Raw genomic sequence first — 17,285 nt, forward strand, 5'->3', positions numbered from 1 at the left:
GTGGTGTGGACGCGGACGTCGCGCCGACTCCGCCGATCGTAGCGAGCGCGGAGGTCACCGCCCGAACAGGCCGCCGGACGACCCGCCGCGACCACGCCGGCCTCCCGGCCGGTGATACCTCCAGCCGGGCTGGCGGTGGCGCAGGACATAGACCCCGAGGATCACCACCATCCAGAACACGCCCATGAGGCGCAGCTGCTCCATGCTCGGAACGAACGCGAGCAAGGTCGCGCCGGCGAACGGGACCACATAGAACTTCAGGTGGTCACTGCGGGTCCACACCGGTTTCCGGGCCTGGGCCAGGAGGTCTGTCAGGTCCTCGACGTACATCTTGGCCTGCCACTCCGCCAGCTCCAGCTTCCTGATCCGGCGGCGATGCGCCCTCACGAGGCGGAGCTGGCGGCGAGAGTGGATCATCGGGCGCGCGGGCCGGAGTCGCTGCCGGTACCCCTGACCGGCCTCGCCGATGCCCGCGAGTGCCGCGTCGTACAACGCGGTCGCCAGCGTCATCCTGACGTCCTCGTCGTCCGGATGCTCGGCGACCGCCTTCTCCAACAGCGTCAAGCCCTCCTTGACGCGCCCGGCGCCGACGTGCACGGCGCCGAGGCCGGCAAGGGCACGCAGGTCGTCTGGGGCGCGCTCGCGGACGTACTCGAACTCGGCCTGTGCAAGCCGCCACCTGCCCTGGTCGACGTAGTCCTCTCCTCGGCGCAGGTGCGCGGCCAGGTCCTCGTCCGCTTCGGTGTCGCCGCGCCGGGAACCGCTGGCGTCGCGGGTCCGGGCCTGCGGGCGTCTCGCCGCCCGCCGTTCGTCCACCCGCGCGGTGTCGTAGGCCTGGCGGGTCAACGGGTCCAGCAGGATCTTCTCGGCCGAGTCGATGTCGCGCACCCGCTGCTCGGCGTGTGCCCGGCGTTCGGGGTCGGGACTGGACTGCCGGCGTACCCAGATCCGCCGCTGGGCGGTGATCGCCGCCCGGATCTCCTCCGGCGTCGCCGCGGTGTCGACCTCGAGGAGTGCGTAGTAGTCGTCGACCGGCATGGCGTGCCCGGCTCAGCTGATGTCGAGGAGACGCATCCGGTCGGCCGCCCGGGCGACCTCCGCGTCCCGCATGGTCGCGACGTTGGTGACCCGGAACGTGCCGATCTGCCGGCCGGACGTCTTGTCGTGGACCTCGATGAAGACCGTCTGGTCGACGTCGTACGCATAGACGACCTCGAACGGCGCCCCTACCGGATAGGCGGGGATCTCGAAGGTCTGCTCCCCGATCGCGCGGACGTATGCCGGATCGTCGTCGTCGCCCTGGGTCACCTCGACCTTGAGCCGGGTCTGGTTGGACTCGACCGTCTCGAAGACCTGGCTCTGCCTCGCCGGGATCGTGGTGTTCGCTGGGATGATCACGACGTTCTCCACATCATCGGCACTCCGCCCACTCCGCCGCACCGCGATGGCGCCGAGGCCCTGCGACGTGACGTCGCGCACGCGCGGCATCGCGACCGAGGACGCCAGCACCGGGAGACGGGCGGCCCGCTCGGGCAGGCTCGCCGCCGCTTCCGCCTCGACCAGGTGCGCCTGGACGGCGGCGCCCAGCACCACCACCTCGTCGGGGTTGACGGCGCGGGCCGGCTCGGGGGCACCCGCCGCGGTGAGCATGGCCGGCACCATCGGCATCCGCGTCGAGCCGCCTGCCAGCAGGACGTGGTCGACCTTCGACCAGTCGTGGCCGGCGTCTGCCAGCACCATCTCGGCGACGTCGCGGGTACGGCTGATCAGGCTGGAGGTCGCCTCCGCGAACTCCGCCCGCGTCAGCGGAACGGCCTTGGAGACGCCACCTGCGGACAGGAGGACTCGGGTCTGCTCGACGGTGGTGAGGCTGCGCTTGGCGATCTCGGCCTTCTCCCGGAGGTCCGACTCGGCTTCCGGGTCGTCGAGCAGGCTCGGCCCGCCGGCCGCGCGGAACCGTTCGTCGAGCAGCCGCATGAGCAGGTTGTCGAAGTCGAACCCGCCGAGGTTGCGGTCGCCATGCGTCGCGAGAACGTCGAACTCCGCTCCGTCGACCGACAACACTGTGACGTCGAACGTGCCGCCGCCGAGGTCGAAGACCAGAACCGTGCCCTTGATCTCGCGCTCGACACCGTAGGCCAGCGCCGCCGCGGTGGGTTCGTTCAACACCCTTCGGACGTTCAGACCCGCGATTCGCCCGGCGTCCATCGTGGCGCGGCGTGGACCGTCGTCGAAGTACGCCGGGACGGTGATGACCGCGTCGGTCACCTCACCGCCGAGGGCGAGTTCGGCATCGTCCTTGAGACGTTTGAGGATGATCGCCGAGATCTCCTCAGGCCGGTACGCACCACCGCCGGAGGTCTCGAACCGCCACGCCGGGTCGCCCATCGACCGCTTCACGAACTGCACCACATCGAGGGGTGACGTCGCGGCCGAACGCAGGGCCATCGTGCCGACGATCGGTTGCTCGTCGGAGAAGAACACGACCGACGGGGTGAGGCGGTCGCCGTCCCGGTTGACGAGCAGCTCGGGTCGTCCCGCCTCGTTGACCCGTGCCGCCGCGGAGTACGTCGTCCCGAGGTCGATCCCGATGGTGTGACCCACGTGCGCTGTCCTCCCGCCGCCGGCGCGGTCCCGCCTTCGCCGACCTTAGCGTCCCCACCGTGCGGTCGTACGCAACCGCGCGGCACCACGGCCACACCCGGGCGCCGGGCCGGCCGTCGGGCAGGAGATGCTCTCGTCCATGGACGAGACCCTGCTCGGCATGACCGCCGCGGGTGACAGCCCGGTCCGGCCGGTGAGGCACCTGCTGGACGTCGACGCGAAGGCGACGCCGTACGCGTGAGCCGCCACCGCTTCCACGGCGACCCGACCCGGTTCGAGGTGGTCGCCGGCTTCGTCGCCGACCGGTTCCCCGACGCGCGCTACGTCGCCGACGTCGCCGGCGGACAGGGCATGCTCACGAGGATCCTCGGCAAGCGGTACGGCATCGAGTGCGAGGTCGTCGACCCGCGTGGTTGGACGCTCAAGGGTGTCCCGAGCCGCCAGGAGGAGTACGCGGCGAGCATGGCGGACTTCTACGACGTGATCGTCGGCCTGCATCCCGACGAAGCGCTGCCGGCCGTGGTCGACTCGGCACGGGTACGCCCGGTCGTCGTCGTGCCCTGCTGCAACTTCTGGACCCGCGCGCAGCGGTTGGGGCAGGCTGAGCTGCTCGCCACGATCGGTCGGCACCACCGCGGCATCGGCGGCGGCGTCGAGGAGATCCAACTCGACTTCCGCGGGCCGAAGAACCGCGGCATTGTCCTCACACCTCCGCCCGCCTGACCCCGCGCACGACTGTGCCGGCGAGTACGACTGTGCCGGCGAGTACGACTGTGCCGGCGAGTACGACTGTGCCGGCGAGTACGACTGTGCCGGCGAGTACGACTACCGGGCGTACCGCTACGACTCCGACCCGGTGGTCTCCGACAGACTCACCGCAGTTCGCAACGTCGGTGTTACGACAGCGCGCTAGCGTGCTGTTCGTGGCCGACATCCCAGCTCAGGCGGCGTTCGACGATCTGATCGCCGCAAACCGGGCGTACGCCCAGACGTTCGAACTCGCCGGCTTCGACGGCGTGGCGAGGGCAGGCGTCGCCATGGTGACCTGCATGGATTCGCGGATCGATCCGCTCGGAATGATCGGACTCTCCCCAGGTGACGCCAAGATCCTGCGCAATCCCGGTGGTCGCGTCACCGACCGGGCCCTGGTGGCGCTCGTTCTCGGCGTCAACCTGCTGGGTGTCGACCGGATCCTGGTCGTCCAGCACACGCGCTGCGCGATGGCTTCGGCGAGCGAACCCGAACTCCACCGGCGACTCTCCGCCGCCACCGGTGAGGACACATCGTGGTTGACCATCGGAGTCACCATCGACCAGGTGGCGAGCATCAAGGAAGAGGTCGCCAAGGTGCAGGCTCATCCGCTCATCGCCTCGTCCGTCGCGGTCGGCGGATTCCTCTACGACGTCGACACCGGACTGCTCGACCAGGTGATCTGACCGGCTGCTCGACCTGGTCACCTGGACCGGCGCGGTCTGGTTGGAGTACGAGGATCTTGAGCGGCCTCAGCAAGCGAAACCCCGTCCTGGCAAGGACGGGGTTTCGACTCGATGTGGGCGATACTGGGATCGAACCAGTGACCCCTCGCGTGTGAGGCGAGTGCTCTCCCGCTGAGCTAATCGCCCGGGATTTCTCTACAGAAACGCGAGGGAAACCCTAGCGCACGCCGGTCAACGCCACGAGCGCACCCAGTCGAGGGTGCCGACCAGCGGCGCCGGCCATCCGAAGGTCGCGACCCACCACCATCCGCCACCGACGACGACCACGACCACTCCCAAGCCGATGAGCAGATTGCGCCTGCGTACCTTCGGGTCGAGCGCCTTGGCACTCGCCTCGCGGGCCCTCTCGCGGGCCCAGTGCAGGATGCGCTGCGCCCACGCGAACTCCGTCGCGAGGATCGCGAGGCCAAAGATGACCGCCAGCCAACCCGGACCCGGTGTGACGAACATGATGAGGCCGGCCAGGACGAAGACCACCCCGACGATGAATACCGCGACCCGCCAGGTGGCGTCGAGGGTGCGGTTGCGGCGGACTCGGCGGCGAACGCGGCGAGCGTGGTGCCGAAGGAGTCGCCTGCGGCCCGGAGGTTTCTGCGTCGTCACCGCTTCCTCTCGCGTGACTGTTTCCTCACGGGTGGCGGAGTCGGTGTCGACCCGATCGGGAACGTCCGATCCGTTCCTGGTCACGGGCTTCGTTGCCGCATCGGTGGACTCGACCGTGTCTCGCCCCGGCGTGTCGGTGTCCATGCCGGGCCGGCGGTCCTCGCGCACAAGTCCTCCTGTGTCCCCCCGCACCGATTCGGGTGCGATACCGTCGCCGTCACCGTCTCGGTGCACGCCATAGCCTACGTTTCGGCAGAGAGTACCCCGCGAACATGAGCTCTACCTCGTCCCATCACCGCGGATCTTGTCTCGGATACCGAGACAATCCGGGGTGCGAATCGGCCAGACCGGGACGCACCAACCCCCCGGGTTTGAGGGATGGCCACTGGTAGGAGCAAACTCTCGCCCTATGGCCCTACCGCCGGTCCCGTAACACCCACGGAAAGGCCCCCGCCCCCCGATGGATGCACTCCCCGCTTCGGTGACACACGCGCTCCCGCTCCGGCTGATTGACGGAACGGGCGCCGCGCTGAACCTCACCGCAGAGCTTCGATACGACGCTGCCGACCCCTATGCCGTCGATGCGGTGTTTCACACTGGTGAACCCCGCGGAGTCCGCTGGGTGTTCGCTCGTGACCTCCTGTCCGAAGGACTCTTCCGACCGAGTGGCGAAGGTGACGTCCACGTGTCACCTCTCGTCGACGAAAACGGTCGGGCGATCGTCCTCATCGAACTGCGTTCCCCCGACGGGGAGGCGGTGCTGCACGCACCGGCGGAGGGCCTGGCGGCCTTCCTCCAGAGCACCTACGCAATCGTCGCTCCGGGCGGCGAGAGTGGACACGTGGACCTTGACGTCCTCGTGGAGGAGCTTCGCCGCAGCGGAGGACCCGCGCTGTAGCGGCCGCTCGGCGCCTCAGGGATCGGTGTGCTCGACCGCCCGGCGTGAGAACGTCTCCATCGCACGTGCGGTCAATGGACCTGGTGCGTCCAGCGTGCGCCCGCCCAGGGCGTGTACACCCTGCACATCTCGCGTCGTCGAGGTCAGAAAGATCTCCTCGGCGTCCCCGAGGATGCTCATCGGCAGGTCGCGCTCCTCGACCTCGCACCATTCACAGACGAGCGCACGGGTGACCCCCGCCAGGCAACCGGACGTAAGCGGCGGGGTGTAGAGCTTTCCGTCCAGAGCCAGGAAAACGTTCGAACCGGTGCCTTCGCAGACATTGCCGACCGTGTTGGCGAACAACGCCTCGGAGCCGCCACGCTCCCGGGCATAGGCGAGTGCGACGACGTTCTCGGCGTACGAGGTGGTCTTCAGCCCGGCCAAGGCACCGCGTTCGTTGCGTACCCACGGCACGACGACCACCGCTGTCGTCTCCGGTCGGACAGAAAGGTCCGCGATGCCCACCATCAGGGTGAGGGCCTGGTCACCGCGCTCCGAGCCCATCGGCGCGGGACCTCCCGTGACGGTGATCCGGAGCCGTCCCTCCGGCTTGCCCCATCCTCCGACGACCTCTCGCACGGCCTGACGGACCTGATCGAGATCGAGTTTTGCCAGACCAAGCCCGTCGGCGGACCGAGCCAGGCGGTCCAGGTGCCGGCTCAGAGCGAACGGTCGCCCGCCGACGACCTTGATCGTCTCGAACACGCCGTCGCCGACGGTCATACCGTGATCGAGCGGCGACACCGCCGGCGCGCCGGGATCGGTGACGACGTGTCCATTGACCCACAGCCTCATGAGACCCGCATGCCCTTCTGTCGTTGGATTCGCCGCCTCACAGCGCGACGAATCCGGTGTTGCCAGACTATGGCCGTCGGTGAGGGCCCCGGCACCTAGCCTTCGATACATGCGGCGCCGGCACCTGGGGATTTCTGTTGTCCTCATCATCGTTGTCGTCGCCGCGGGCCTGTCCTGGCTGGGCTCGGCGCGAGGCGTCGAGACGTTCGAAGCCGCCGATCCCGACTGGCACGCGCGAGCGACATCGAGGGCGGGCTCCGGTACCTCGTCAGAGGCACGGACACCGAACCCGCGAACGATCGACCCGAGCTTCTCCGTAGGGGCGACCCCGGGACGGACGGGCCCGGCACGACGGAAGTCGGGCCGTACGAACGCCACGCCGACCAGCGCCGCCCGGGCGGCCCCTCCGGATACCAGGGCCCGCACGCCGACTGCGCGGCCGCGTCGTCCGGGTCGAGGCGCGCATCCGCCCACCGGCGCGGCGACCCGCCCGATCACCCTCGCATTCGCCGGCGACATCCACTTCGAGGGTCACCTCAGACCTCTGCTCGACGAGCCTGGCAGCTCCCTCGTACGGCTGAGGCCCGAACTCGCCGCGGCCGACCTCACCGTCGCCAACCTGGAGACGGCGGTAACGACGCGAGGCGAACCGGAGGACAAGGAGTTCACGTTCCGCACGTCGCCCAAGGCGTTCGACGCAGTGGCGGCCGCAGGCGTCGACGTCGTGTCCATGGCGAACAACCACGGCGTCGACTACGGCCCCGAGGGTCTCGCCGACACACTCGCCGCGGCAGGCGTCGCCCCGGTCGGCGTCGTCGGGATCGGTGCCGACGACGATCAGGCGTTCGCCCCTCACGTCGCGACGATCAGGGGGACGAAGGTTGCCGTCATCGGTGCCGACGCCGTGGCCGACCACACGACAAGGGCATTCTCCGCCGGCCCCACCCAGGCGGGCGTGGCGTCGGCCCTCGACCCCACCCGCCTCGCGGCGGAGGTCAGGAAGGCACGCCAGCTCGCCGACGTGGTGGTCGTCTATCTGCACTGGGGAACCGAGCTCGAGAGCTGTCCGACCACAGACCAGCGGCTCCTCGCTCGCGAGCTCGCGGCGGCGGGCGCGGATGTCGTGGCCGGTACCCATGCCCATGTCCAGCTCGCTGCCGGAAAGCTGGACGGGTATGACACCTTCGTCGCGTACGGCCTCGGCAACTTCGTCTGGTACAACCGCAGCTCGGAACGCACGACGTCGACCGGAGTCCTCACGCTGACGCTGGAGGGCCGATCGGTGACCGGATCCTCCTGGGCGCCTGCGATGATCGGCGAAGACGGCGTGCCGTCATTCGCGTCCGGAGGCCGGGCAGCGGAGATGCGCAGCGACTGGGCGGCTCTCCGCGGCTGCTCCGACGTGCGCGCGGTGCCCGAACCGCCGGTGTGAGCCCCAGGTGTGAGAGCCGCCGCCGATCAGCTAAAGTGCTCTGCGCGCCCAAGAACACATGTGAGCGCGCACGCGGACGTAGCGCAGCTGGTAGCGCATCACCTTGCCAAGGTGAGGGTCGCGGGTTCGAATCCCGTCGTCCGCTCGGAGCGGGCCTGAGGTCGTCTGGGGTGATCCCCCAGGACCGCACGCCGCAGGTCTGTCATCGGTGGAGTGGCCGAGAGGCGAGGCAACGGCCTGCAAAGCCGTGTACACGGGTTCAAATCCCGTCTCCACCTCGAAAGCTTGGTGACGAGGGCGATTAGCTCAGTGGGAGAGCACTACCTTGACACGGTAGGGGTCACTGGTTCAATCCCAGTATCGCCCACCCCGTTTGCGCAGGTCAGAGGCCCTATGCGGAATCCGGCGCACGTCTGCCAGGGGCTCCGCGATGCCTCCAAAGTGGAAAACTGCGTGACGCGCGGCCACAGAACGGGTCACCCTCCCCGTGCACCTGCTCCCGGAACTGGGCAGATGTCGGGTTTGCCGAAAATGCCTCTGGTGAGAGCGAGGCGCCACCGACGCGCCGCGGCGCGCGGCCGCCCCTGCGGGCCGCCTCAAGGGGCAGTTGTCACAAGAGGCTCGAACCGCCTGGGGCAACCCTTGTGACTTCCACGTCGATCGTGTTCAGGAGTTGCGATGGCTGCACTGCCGTATGCCGAGTATGGGTCTGTTCCGCTGTCCGATGTCCGGGCGCAAGGTTGGCTGTTGGAGTTTCTCCAGCGTCAGTGCGCTGGGATCACAGGGCACCCACAGGCGAGCGGCTATCCCCTGGATCGTACGTTCTGGGACAACCCGTCACGGCTGCCGGATGTGGCCGACCCGGCGATGGTGTGGTGGCCGTACGAACAGACGGCGTACTGGGTGGACGGCGCGCTCAAGGCCGGCTTCCTGGCCGGTGACGAGACCGTCCATCGCATGGCGTTGGCGCAGGTCGAGGGGGCAATCGCGACCGCCGCGCCAGATGGCTTCGTCGGGCCGGAACTGTTCCGTACCGGCAACCGGTGGCCGTACGCCGTCTTCTTCCGGGCGGTTCTCGCCCAGTACGGCATGACTGGTGATCGACGACTCCTCGATGCGCTGGTATCCCACTACCGGAGCACACCGCACCCGATGGATTCCCGCCGCGACGTCTCCGGCGTCGAGATCCTCCTCGCCCTCTACGCCGAGACTCGCGAGCCCGACCTTCTCCAGATGGCGACCGAGTTGTACGAGCGGTTCAACTGCGAGGCGACGGACCACAACGTCGACTTGTCCCTGGCCGGCATGGGCTCGGACCGACCCGTCACGACACATGGCGTCGCGTTCAACGAGATCGCGAAGCTCGGCGCGCTGATGTACGCGGCCACCGGTGAGCGCGACAGCCTCGACGCCACGGTGCATGCGTACGCCAAAGTCGAAGGCGCCCATCTGCTGGCCGACGGGTTGCACTCCGCCTCGGAAGCCATGTGCGGGAACGACCCGCTCGCGTCCCACGAGACCTGCACCATCACGGACTACACCTGGTCGCTTGGACACCTGTTACAGATCACCGGAGATTCCCGTTACGCCGACCGGCTCGAACGGGTGATCTTCAATGCCCTTCCCGGCGCCCTGATGAAGGACTTCACGGCGTTGCAGTACTTCTCGTGCCCCAACCAGGTGATCGCCACCTACGCCAGCAACCACAACTCGATGTCTCGCGGTGACAACCGGATGGCGTACCGCCCGGGACACCCGGTGCAGTGCTGTACCGGCAACGTGCAGCGCGCTCTGCCGAACTACGTCGAGCGCATGTGGATGCGCCGCGCTGGCGACCGCGACGGCAGGGTCGATGAGATCGTCGCCGCGCTCCTCGGCCCGAGCCGGATCGAGGCGCGGCTAACCGATACACCGGTGACGATCGAGGAGCACACGCGGTACCCATTCGAGCCCGCCATCGGCTTCACGCTCACCCCGGCCCGTCCGGTCCGTTTTGCGTTCACCCTGCGCATACCTGGATGGTGCCGGGAACCGGTCGTGACGGTCAACGACCGGCCGATCGCCGAGACCCCGGCCCAGGGGGGCTTCTGCCGGATCGAGCGCGAATGGCACCCGGGCGACCGAGTCGACCTGACGCTTCCCTTCGAACTGGTGGCGAAACGCTGGCCAGGCGGAGGAGTCAGTCTCGAACTCGGGCCGCTGACGCTCAGTCATCCGATCTCGGCACCGCTCACGGTCGACACCGAGGATGATTGGGAGCGGACGCCGCAGGAGTTCCGCCTCGCCGGGCCGCAACGGAGGCTACCCGGGTTTCCCGCGTACACGCTCATTCCCGAGAGCCCGTGGGCGTACGCTCTGGCGATCGACGAGACATCGCCGCCCGACATGGCCGACGTCGACGTGGTGTGGAGCGAGAGCACCGGGTTTCCGCTGGACGTGGACACCCCAGCAGTGCGGGTCGTCGTGCCAGCCCGACGCGTTCAGGGTTGGTCCCTGGTCGAGACCGACCGGGTGTCACGCTCGCTGCCGTCGTTCGCCAATGGCCGATTCCGCATGGTCGAGCACGAAGTCACCGGACAGTTCACCCTGACCCCGCCCCTACCCGAGCCCGACACCCTTCCGGACCGGCTATCGGAGGACGTCGAACGGATCGAGTTGGTGCCACTGGGCAACACCCTCCTGCGACTTACCGTCTTTCCCACCGCGGAACCGCCGGAGAACCGGTAAGCCCCCGCGCTACCCAGAGGTTGTGATTCGCGCCACCGGGCCGGGCGGGCCACGTGGGTGCGGGGTGGTGCGCACCTTGTGCGGCTTCTGGACGTCTGACTCGCTGCGCTACCTCACGTCGCCTGGGCTAAGGTTAGGCGTACCTAATCCTCGGACTGTCCTTGGAGCGCACCGATGCGGCATCGGCTAGGGCTGCCGGCTGCTATTGCCGGGCTCGGCCTCATCCTCGCCGCCGGGCTGGCGGCCTGTGGCGGCGAGAACGCGGTCGACGACAGCAAGCTCGTCATCTACTCCGGACGCCAGGAGGACCTCGTCGGCCCGCTCATCGAGCGGTTCGAGGAGAGCACGGGGATCGAGACGTCCGTGCGGTACGGCAACACCGCCCAGCTGGCCGCCCAGATCCTGGAGGAAGGCGACCGCACGCCGGCCGACGTCTACTTCTCCCAGGACGGGGGCGCGCTCGGTGCGTTGGCCAAGGGCGAACGGCTCGCCCGCTTGTCGCAAGGTGTCCTTGACAGGATTCCCGAGCGGTACCGCTCTGCCGACGGGACGTGGATCGGCACGTCTGGCCGGGCCCGCGTCATCGTCTATGACCCTGACCAGCTGAGCCCGGACGAGATACCGGACAGCGTGATGGAGCTCACCGACCCGCGCTGGACGGGCAAGATCGGCATCTCGCCGAGCAACGCGTCGTTCGAGGCCTTCGTCACGGCGATGCGGGTCATGGAGGGCGAGGACGTCACCCGCGAGTGGCTGGAAGGGATCAAGGCCAACGACGTCCAGACGTTCGACAACAACATCCTGGTCCTCAACGCCGCGGAGGACGGCCTGATCGCCCTGGGCCTGATCAACCACTACTACTGGTACGAACAGGTCGCCGAGGAAGGACTCGAGGCCGTGCCGGCCCGGCTGAAGTTCCTCGACAACGAGGACCCGGGCGCGCTCGTCAACGTCGCGGGCGCGGGTGTCCTGCGTGGGGCCGACCATGCCGGTGAGGCGCGGAAGTTCGTGGACTTCCTGGTCTCGCCGCAGGCGCAGAGGTACTTCGCCACAGAGACGAAGGAGTACCCACTGATCGAGGGCGTGCCCGCCGTCGAGGACCTCCCGCCGTTGGACAGCCTGAACAGCCCGGACATCGACCTGTCCGACCTCGACACGCTGGAGCACACGCTGCGGATGATCGAGGACGCCGGACTGACGTGACCACCGCGGCACCCGCGCGGAGCGCGACACGACCAGGGCGGCCCGCCGGTCAGAGGGACCGCCCGCCGCTCGTTCTCCTCGTGCCCGCGCTGATCGCGGCCGCGGTGGCGCTGCTCCCGTTGCTCTACCTCGCCGTCCGCGCGTCCGAGCAGGGCCTCGGCACGGTCGTCGACGTTCTCGCCCGCGAACGCACCCTGCTCCTCGTCGTCCGCAGCCTCGTCCTGGCCGCCACCGTCAGCGGTCTCGCCCTGGTCCTCGGTGTCAGCCTCGCGTGGCTCGTCGCCCGCACCAGGCTGCCCGGTCGGCGCTTCTGGGGAGTGGTGCTCGCCCTGCCGCTCGCGGTGCCATCGTACGTCGCCGCGTTCGCCTGGCTGTCGCTCCTGCCGCGCTTCGGTGGCCTCGCCGGTGCGACCCTGGTCCTCGGGCTGGCCTGCTATCCGTACGTCTACCTCCCGGTGCTGTCGGCGTTCGAACGGATGGATCCCGCACACGAGGAGGTGTCCCGCTCGCTCGGACTCGGGCCGGTCCGGACGTTCGTGGCGGTGACGCTCCGGGAGGTCCGGCCGGCCGCGGCCGCCGGTGTGCTGCTCGTGATGCTGTACGTCCTGTCCGACTTCGGTGCGGTCGCGATCCTGCGCTACGACGTATTCGCCCGGGTCATCTACACGTCGTACCGGTCGAGCTTCGACCCCACGCCGGCCGCGATCCTCGGCTGCCTGCTGGTGGTTCTCACCGTAGTGATCGTCTGGGGCGAGAACCGCGCCAGGGGCCGCGCCGGCTATGCCCGGGTGGGCGGGGGCGTCGCGCGATACCGGGAGCGGGTGACCTTCGGGTGGCGGCGTGCGCTGCCCGCGGTGTTGTGGTGCGGCGCGGTGGCCGGCGTCGGGGTCGGCGTGCCGTTCGCGGCCCTTGCGTACTGGCTGGTAGGCGGGCGGTCGGCCGGTCTCGGACTCGACGAACTGGTCCCCGCGATGCTCACCACGCTCGGCGTCTCGGCGCTGGGCGCGCTGGTGACGGTCGCCCTCGCGGTGCCTGTCGGCGTGGTGGCCGCGCGGTATCGGGGGCGGGTCGGACGGCTGCTCGAGCAGGCGGCGTTCGTCCCGCACGCCCTGCCCGGAATCGTCCTCGCGCTGTCGCTCGTGTTTTTGTCGGTCCGTTACCTGTACCCGCTCTACCAGCGGCTTCCGGTGCTCGTCCTCGCCTACGCCGTGTTGTTCCTGCCCCTCGCCGTGGGTGCGGTGCGGGCGTCGGTCGCGCAGTCACCACCGGTGCTCGAGGAGGTCGCGCGCTCGCTCGGCCGCAGGCCGCTCGACGTACTACGGCACATCACCCTCCCCCTGGCCGCGCCCGGGGTTGCCGCGGGCGCCGCTCTCGTCTTCCTCACCTGTATGAAGGAACTGCCCGCGACGTTGCTGCTCCGGCCGACCGGGTTGGAGACGCTCGCGACAGAGCTGTGGGGACGTACGGAGACGGGTGCGTACGCGGCAGCCGCACCCTACGCGGCAGCCCTCGTCCTGCTCGCGGCGCTGCCGACGTTCGTCCTGGGCCGGCGCTGGGGAGCACTACGCGAGGAGGCCGGTCCATGAGCGAGCTCACCGTGCGTGGAGTCGCCAAGAGCTTCGGTGACGCCACCGTCCTGCGGGGCGTGGATCTCACCGTCGGCAAGGGCACCCTCGCCGCCGTGCTCGGCCCGTCGGGGTGCGGCAAGACCACGCTGCTCCGGATCATCGCCGGCTTCTGCCGCCAGGACGCCGGAGAGGTGCTGCTCGACGGACGTGTCGTCGCGGGGCCCGCCGGTGTCGAGCCACCGGAGCGGCGGCGCATCGGAGTGGTGCCTCAGGAGGGTGCGCTGTTCCCGCATCTGTCCGTCGGCCGCAATGTGGCGTTCGGACTCCCCCGCGGTCGCCGGCGAACGGCGCGGGTGCCGGAGATGCTCGACCTCGTCGGTCTCGGCGGCTATGCCGAACGCATGCCCCACGAGCTGTCCGGCGGCCAGCAACAGCGGGTCGCGCTGGCCAGGGCCCTGGCACCGGAGCCCGCCCTCGTCCTGCTCGATGAGCCCTTCGCCGCGCTCGACAGCGCACTCCGCGCGACAGTGCGCAGTGACGTCCGCGCCGCGCTGCATGCGGCCGGTGCCACCGCGGTGCTCGTCACCCACGACCAGCAGGAGGCGCTCTCGATGGCCGACCTGGTGGCCGTGCTCCGCGACGGCCGCGTGGTGCAGGCGGCACCGCCGGCAGGCATCTACCGGGAACCGGGTGATGTGGAGGTGGCGACGTTCGTGGGCGAGGCGAACGTCCTCGATGCCGTGCTGCGCGACGGCCGGGTCGCCGACAGTCCGCTCGGCGAGGTGACCGTGCGCCGATCCCTCCCGTCGGGCCCCGGAGTCGTCGTCATCCGGCCGGAGCAGGTCAGGATGGAGGCCGCCGGCCACGGTGTCGCCGCCGAGGTCAGCGGCGGGGAGTACTACGGTCATGACGCGCTGGTGCGGCTCTCCGTACGCCAGGACGGCGGGACGCCGGTTCAGGTGACCGCCCGCGTCCAGGGGGCGCCCGCACCACCTGTGGGTGCCGAGGTCGGGCTGGTCGTGGTCGGCGAGGCGGAGTTCTTCCCCACCGACCACTGACGCCATGGCCGGTGCTGGACCCCGGCCAGCACATCGCATGCGGTGCTGACTGGCGCCCGTACAGCCTGCCTACTCGCTGGCGGAGCCGGAGCCCGAACCGGACCCCGAACCGGACCCGGAACCCGAACCTGACCCGCTTCCGGACCCGTCGTCGTTGCAGCCGGCGAGACCCAGCGTGCCGGTGAGGGCGAGCGCCGCGATCACGGCGCCCAGCCGGCGACTCATGCGTTCCATCCTGATCGTCCTTCCTCTCGTACTGCGGGCTCATCTCTCAGACACATCTCGTACTGCGGCTCATCTCGTACTGGCCGTGAGTGCTGCCGCGTCCTCGTCCTCGTGGGACGTCTCGTCGTGTACCGCCTCGGCGTTCTCGCGCCGCCTCGCCTGCGACCATCCGGCCGCGGCCAGGCAGACAAGGACCGCGCACCAGATCAGGTGACCGATCCAGAAATGTGACCAGCCCGCGCGGTAGTCCGGCAGGAACACGCGAAGGATCTGGTACGCCGGGTTGTCGACGCCTTCGAAGTGCGCCACCCAGGTGATCTCGCCCGCCCACCCGTCGACCAGCAGGGTCACCAGGGCGAGGACACCGACGAGTCCGGGGACGCCGGCCACCACCCGGACACCGACCGGGGACCTGCCCAGCCACCACAGCACCGTGACAAGAGCCAGTGGCAGGACGACGACGACCTGCCTGCCGGGCCACCAGAACCCGTTCATGGTGAGCGCGACGTACGTCGCCACCAGCCAGCCGGCGGCCAGCGGTACGGCCAGGGCGGCCCATCCCCGGGGACGGACGGCCAGGAGCGCACCGAGGGCGGCCACGGCGAGCAACCATGCCGGTTGCCACGCGGCCAGGCCGTACGCCTGGTCGGTGAACAGGCTGACGAGTCGCAGGCTGCGGCCCACGTAGTCGGGGGCGACGCCGACGACGCTGAACTCGCCCGTGTCCACGAAGTGGTCACCGCTCGCGTAGACGGTCCAGCCACCCCAGATCGCCTGATGGGCGGCCAGGTAGGTGATCCCGGAGACCAGCAGTCCTCCCGTCAGACCGAGCACCGCCTGCCGCCGCCGCGCCAGCACCAGCCGGGCCAGCGCGACCAGTACCAGCGCAGCCGCGACGGGTGCGTACTTCACTCCGAGCCACGGCAGCGCGGTCACGGCGAGCACCAGTACGACCAGACCTCGGGTACCGAGCCGGCCGGTCAGTGCCGCGACCGCCACCACCACCGCGAGTGCGGCCGGGAGCTCCGGGTACACCTGCTGGCCGTACACGGCGAGCGGTGGCGACGCGAACGCCACCGCCACACCGGAGGTCGCCAGACCGAGCGGCACCTGGAACCGGCGTACGGCAGTCCAGACCGAAAGGGCAGCGGCGGCACCGGCGACCGCTGAAAGGGCCGCCTTGGCAGCGAGGAACCCGCCGAGTCTCATCGGCACCGCCAGCAACACCGGCAGGAGCGGGTCATGCGGACTGAGCTCCCGCCCGTCCTCCAGCGGCGCCGTCTGCGTGGGTAGGTCGTCGTGGAAGTACGCCCGCCACCTCTCGGCCGCGAGTTCGTCGGAGATGTCGAGGTCGCCGTCCTCGGCCAGCGAGAGCGCGGTCAGGAGGTACTGCGGCTCGTCGACGGCCGCATGGCCGCCCCGGGTGGCGTGGACACCGATCCCGAGCAACGCGGCCGTCATGGCCACGACGAAGACAACCACCATCGCCCAGGCGAGGGGAGGCGGCGGCGCGGGGCGGGTCACGTCACCGTCACCACGCCGCTCCCCCGATGGCGAACCGATCCGGCGGCTGTCCCCACTCCGGTGCCGGCGTCTGTTTGTCCGCTGGCCGCGACCTGGCGGGTGATGACGTCGCGAAGGTCCGTCACCGGGACGAATCCGACCGCCTGCCGCAGCCGGCGCACGTCGGCGAGGGTGTCGCTCACCTCGTCCGGATGGGCGGGGGTCACTGCCGTCGTCACGTCGACACCCAGGACCTCCGCCGTGACGTCGACCAAGGAGCGCAACCGGTGGCCGACGCCGGTACCGACGTTCATCGGCCCGCGGACGTGCCGTTCGGCGAGGGCGACGAGCGCCCGTGCGGCGTCGCGTACGTCGGTGATGTCCCGGGTGCGGTCGAGGGAGCCGAAGATGTGCAGCGCCTGGCCGTTCCGGGCGGCGGCGATCCAGCGGGTGAGGGCCATGTCCGGCCGTTGACCTTCGCCCGCGACGGTGAACATCCGTGCCATGGCGACGACACCGCCGGCATCGAGGCGCCGACGGCAGAGCTGTTCGGCCGCACGCTTGCTCTCGGCGTACCCGCCCATCGGCCGCAAAACGTCGGACTCCACGCACGGCTTCCCGGCCACCGATCCGCCGTAGACGGACGAGGACGACGCCACAACGAGCGGCGTGTGCAGGGGCACTGCGTCGAGTACCACCTGCGTCGCCAGGACGTTGTCGCGGTGGCGCCGCTGCGCGACGTCAGGCCCGCCGTCGCGGACGCCCGGGCAACCGGCCAGGTGGACTACGGCGTCGGCGGAGTCGAGCGCCTCACGCACGCCCGCGTCGCCTGCGAGCAGGTCGGCGGTGAGCGACGTGAAGCGTCGACCGGCAGCCGGGTGGAGGCCCACCGGCCGCGGATGTGGCCGGCGGTCGACGCCGACCACGGCGTATCCCCCGTCGAGCAGCGTCCGGACGGTCGTCTGGCCGACGAAGCCGGCCGACCCGGTCACGACGACAGCCACGCTGTCTCCTCCACTCGCCACATGATGGTGGGGAAGGCTAGCCTAACCTCAGCAGGCTGTCATCCGCGGGGGCGCTTCCTGCTGGTCGGCCCTTGATCGCTTGTCTCCTCCCGAGAGGAAGCGCCCT

General features: G+C 69.8%; 16 protein-coding genes and 4 tRNA genes. 12 read left to right on the forward strand and 8 right to left on the reverse strand.

Annotated features, from left to right (window positions below; translation table 11 throughout):
* Window positions 1–54 precede the first annotated feature (54 nt).
* Entirely contained in the window at window positions 55–1,038 is a 984-nt protein-coding gene (locus tag ABN034_RS00565; protein ID WP_349688993.1) for a tetratricopeptide repeat protein, read from the reverse strand.
* A gap of 12 nt (window positions 1,039–1,050) precedes the next feature.
* The gene (locus ABN034_RS00570) at window positions 1,051–2,604 is read right to left on the reverse strand and encodes an Hsp70 family protein (RefSeq protein ID WP_349688994.1); all 1,554 of its coding nucleotides are present in this window, start codon (window positions 2,602–2,604) and stop codon (window positions 1,051–1,053) included.
* Between the two features lie 237 nt (window positions 2,605–2,841).
* Between ABN034_RS00570 and ABN034_RS00575 the strand changes: the two genes are divergently transcribed.
* The 3 genes from ABN034_RS00575 to ABN034_RS00585 are packed head-to-tail and all read left to right on the forward strand — an operon-like array spanning window position 2,842 to window position 4,040.
* Window positions 2,842–3,327: a hypothetical protein gene (locus ABN034_RS00575; RefSeq protein ID WP_349688995.1), complete on the forward strand. Its 486-nt coding sequence runs from the start codon at window positions 2,842–2,844 to the stop codon at window positions 3,325–3,327.
* Window positions 3,302–3,517, forward strand: a complete 216-nt coding sequence (locus ABN034_RS00580) for a hypothetical protein (protein WP_349688996.1) — start codon at window positions 3,302–3,304, stop codon at window positions 3,515–3,517. Before ABN034_RS00575 ends, ABN034_RS00580 begins: the two co-directional genes overlap by 26 nt.
* 10 nt (window positions 3,518–3,527) lie before the next feature.
* Window positions 3,528–4,040, forward strand: a complete 513-nt coding sequence (locus ABN034_RS00585) for a beta-class carbonic anhydrase (protein ID WP_349688997.1) — start codon at window positions 3,528–3,530, stop codon at window positions 4,038–4,040.
* A gap of 114 nt (window positions 4,041–4,154) precedes the next feature.
* On the opposite strand, the gene ABN034_RS00590 is transcribed toward ABN034_RS00585, so the two are convergent.
* Both ABN034_RS00590 and ABN034_RS00595 read right to left on the reverse strand, forming a co-directional pair.
* A tRNA-Val gene (locus ABN034_RS00590) sits at window positions 4,155–4,226 on the reverse strand.
* A 45-nt stretch (window positions 4,227–4,271) separates the two neighbouring features.
* Window positions 4,272–4,871, reverse strand: coding sequence for a TIGR02611 family protein (locus ABN034_RS00595; protein ID WP_349688998.1), 600 nt, complete (start codon window positions 4,869–4,871; stop codon window positions 4,272–4,274).
* A gap of 313 nt (window positions 4,872–5,184) precedes the next feature.
* On the opposite strand from ABN034_RS00595, the gene ABN034_RS00600 reads away from it, so the two are divergent.
* On the forward strand, window positions 5,185–5,601 hold the full coding sequence (locus ABN034_RS00600; protein WP_349330666.1) for an SsgA family sporulation/cell division regulator: 417 nt from the start codon (window positions 5,185–5,187) through the stop codon (window positions 5,599–5,601).
* Between the two features lie 15 nt (window positions 5,602–5,616).
* Here ABN034_RS00600 and ABN034_RS00605 read toward each other — a convergent pair whose 3' ends face one another.
* Window positions 5,617–6,438, reverse strand: coding sequence for an aminotransferase class IV (locus ABN034_RS00605; protein WP_349688999.1), 822 nt, complete (start codon window positions 6,436–6,438; stop codon window positions 5,617–5,619).
* Window positions 6,439–6,547: 109 nt separating this feature from the next.
* Here ABN034_RS00605 and ABN034_RS00610 point away from each other — a divergent pair, with 109 nt between their 5' ends.
* The 8 genes from ABN034_RS00610 to ABN034_RS00645 all read left to right on the forward strand — a co-directional run bounded on the left by ABN034_RS00610 (window position 6,548) and on the right by ABN034_RS00645 (window position 14,426).
* Window positions 6,548–7,870, forward strand: a complete 1,323-nt coding sequence (locus ABN034_RS00610; RefSeq protein WP_349689000.1) for a CapA family protein — start codon at window positions 6,548–6,550, stop codon at window positions 7,868–7,870.
* 72 nt (window positions 7,871–7,942) lie between these two features.
* A tRNA-Gly gene (locus tag ABN034_RS00615) sits at window positions 7,943–8,015 on the forward strand.
* Between the two features lie 62 nt (window positions 8,016–8,077).
* A tRNA-Cys gene (locus tag ABN034_RS00620) sits at window positions 8,078–8,148 on the forward strand.
* 17 nt (window positions 8,149–8,165) lie between these two features.
* Window positions 8,166–8,237, forward strand: a tRNA-Val gene (locus ABN034_RS00625).
* A 311-nt stretch (window positions 8,238–8,548) separates the two neighbouring features.
* The gene (locus ABN034_RS00630; protein WP_349689001.1) at window positions 8,549–10,597 is read left to right on the forward strand and encodes a beta-L-arabinofuranosidase domain-containing protein; all 2,049 of its coding nucleotides are present in this window, start codon (window positions 8,549–8,551) and stop codon (window positions 10,595–10,597) included.
* 174 nt (window positions 10,598–10,771) lie between these two features.
* The gene (locus ABN034_RS00635; protein ID WP_349689002.1) at window positions 10,772–11,800 is read left to right on the forward strand and encodes an iron ABC transporter substrate-binding protein; all 1,029 of its coding nucleotides are present in this window, start codon (window positions 10,772–10,774) and stop codon (window positions 11,798–11,800) included.
* Window positions 11,801–11,880: 80 nt separating this feature from the next.
* Entirely contained in the window at window positions 11,881–13,386 is a 1,506-nt protein-coding gene (locus tag ABN034_RS00640) for an ABC transporter permease (RefSeq protein WP_349689003.1), read from the forward strand.
* Complete coding sequence (locus ABN034_RS00645; RefSeq protein ID WP_349689004.1) at window positions 13,383–14,426, forward strand: ABC transporter ATP-binding protein; 1,044 nt, start codon at window positions 13,383–13,385, stop codon at window positions 14,424–14,426. The genes ABN034_RS00640 and ABN034_RS00645 overlap by 4 nt, the downstream gene beginning before the upstream one ends.
* A gap of 69 nt (window positions 14,427–14,495) precedes the next feature.
* Here ABN034_RS00645 and ABN034_RS00650 read toward each other — a convergent pair whose 3' ends face one another.
* From ABN034_RS00650 to ABN034_RS00660, 3 genes are all read right to left on the reverse strand, one after another.
* Window positions 14,496–14,651 carry a hypothetical protein gene (locus ABN034_RS00650; RefSeq protein ID WP_349330673.1) on the reverse strand — a complete coding sequence of 52 codons (156 nt, stop codon included), beginning with the start codon at window positions 14,649–14,651 and terminating at the stop codon, window positions 14,496–14,498.
* Between the two features lie 69 nt (window positions 14,652–14,720).
* Complete coding sequence (locus ABN034_RS00655; RefSeq protein WP_349689005.1) at window positions 14,721–16,175, reverse strand: hypothetical protein; 1,455 nt, start codon at window positions 16,173–16,175, stop codon at window positions 14,721–14,723.
* Window positions 16,172–17,158, reverse strand: coding sequence for an NAD-dependent epimerase/dehydratase family protein (locus ABN034_RS00660; RefSeq protein WP_349689006.1), 987 nt, complete (start codon window positions 17,156–17,158; stop codon window positions 16,172–16,174). The genes ABN034_RS00655 and ABN034_RS00660 overlap by 4 nt, the downstream gene beginning before the upstream one ends.
* Window positions 17,159–17,285: the final 127 nt, after the last annotated feature.

Origin of the sequence: Actinopolymorpha sp. B11F2 (assembly GCF_040195635.1) — a bacterium.
Taxonomy (GTDB): Bacteria; Actinomycetota; Actinomycetes; order Propionibacteriales; family Actinopolymorphaceae; genus Thermasporomyces.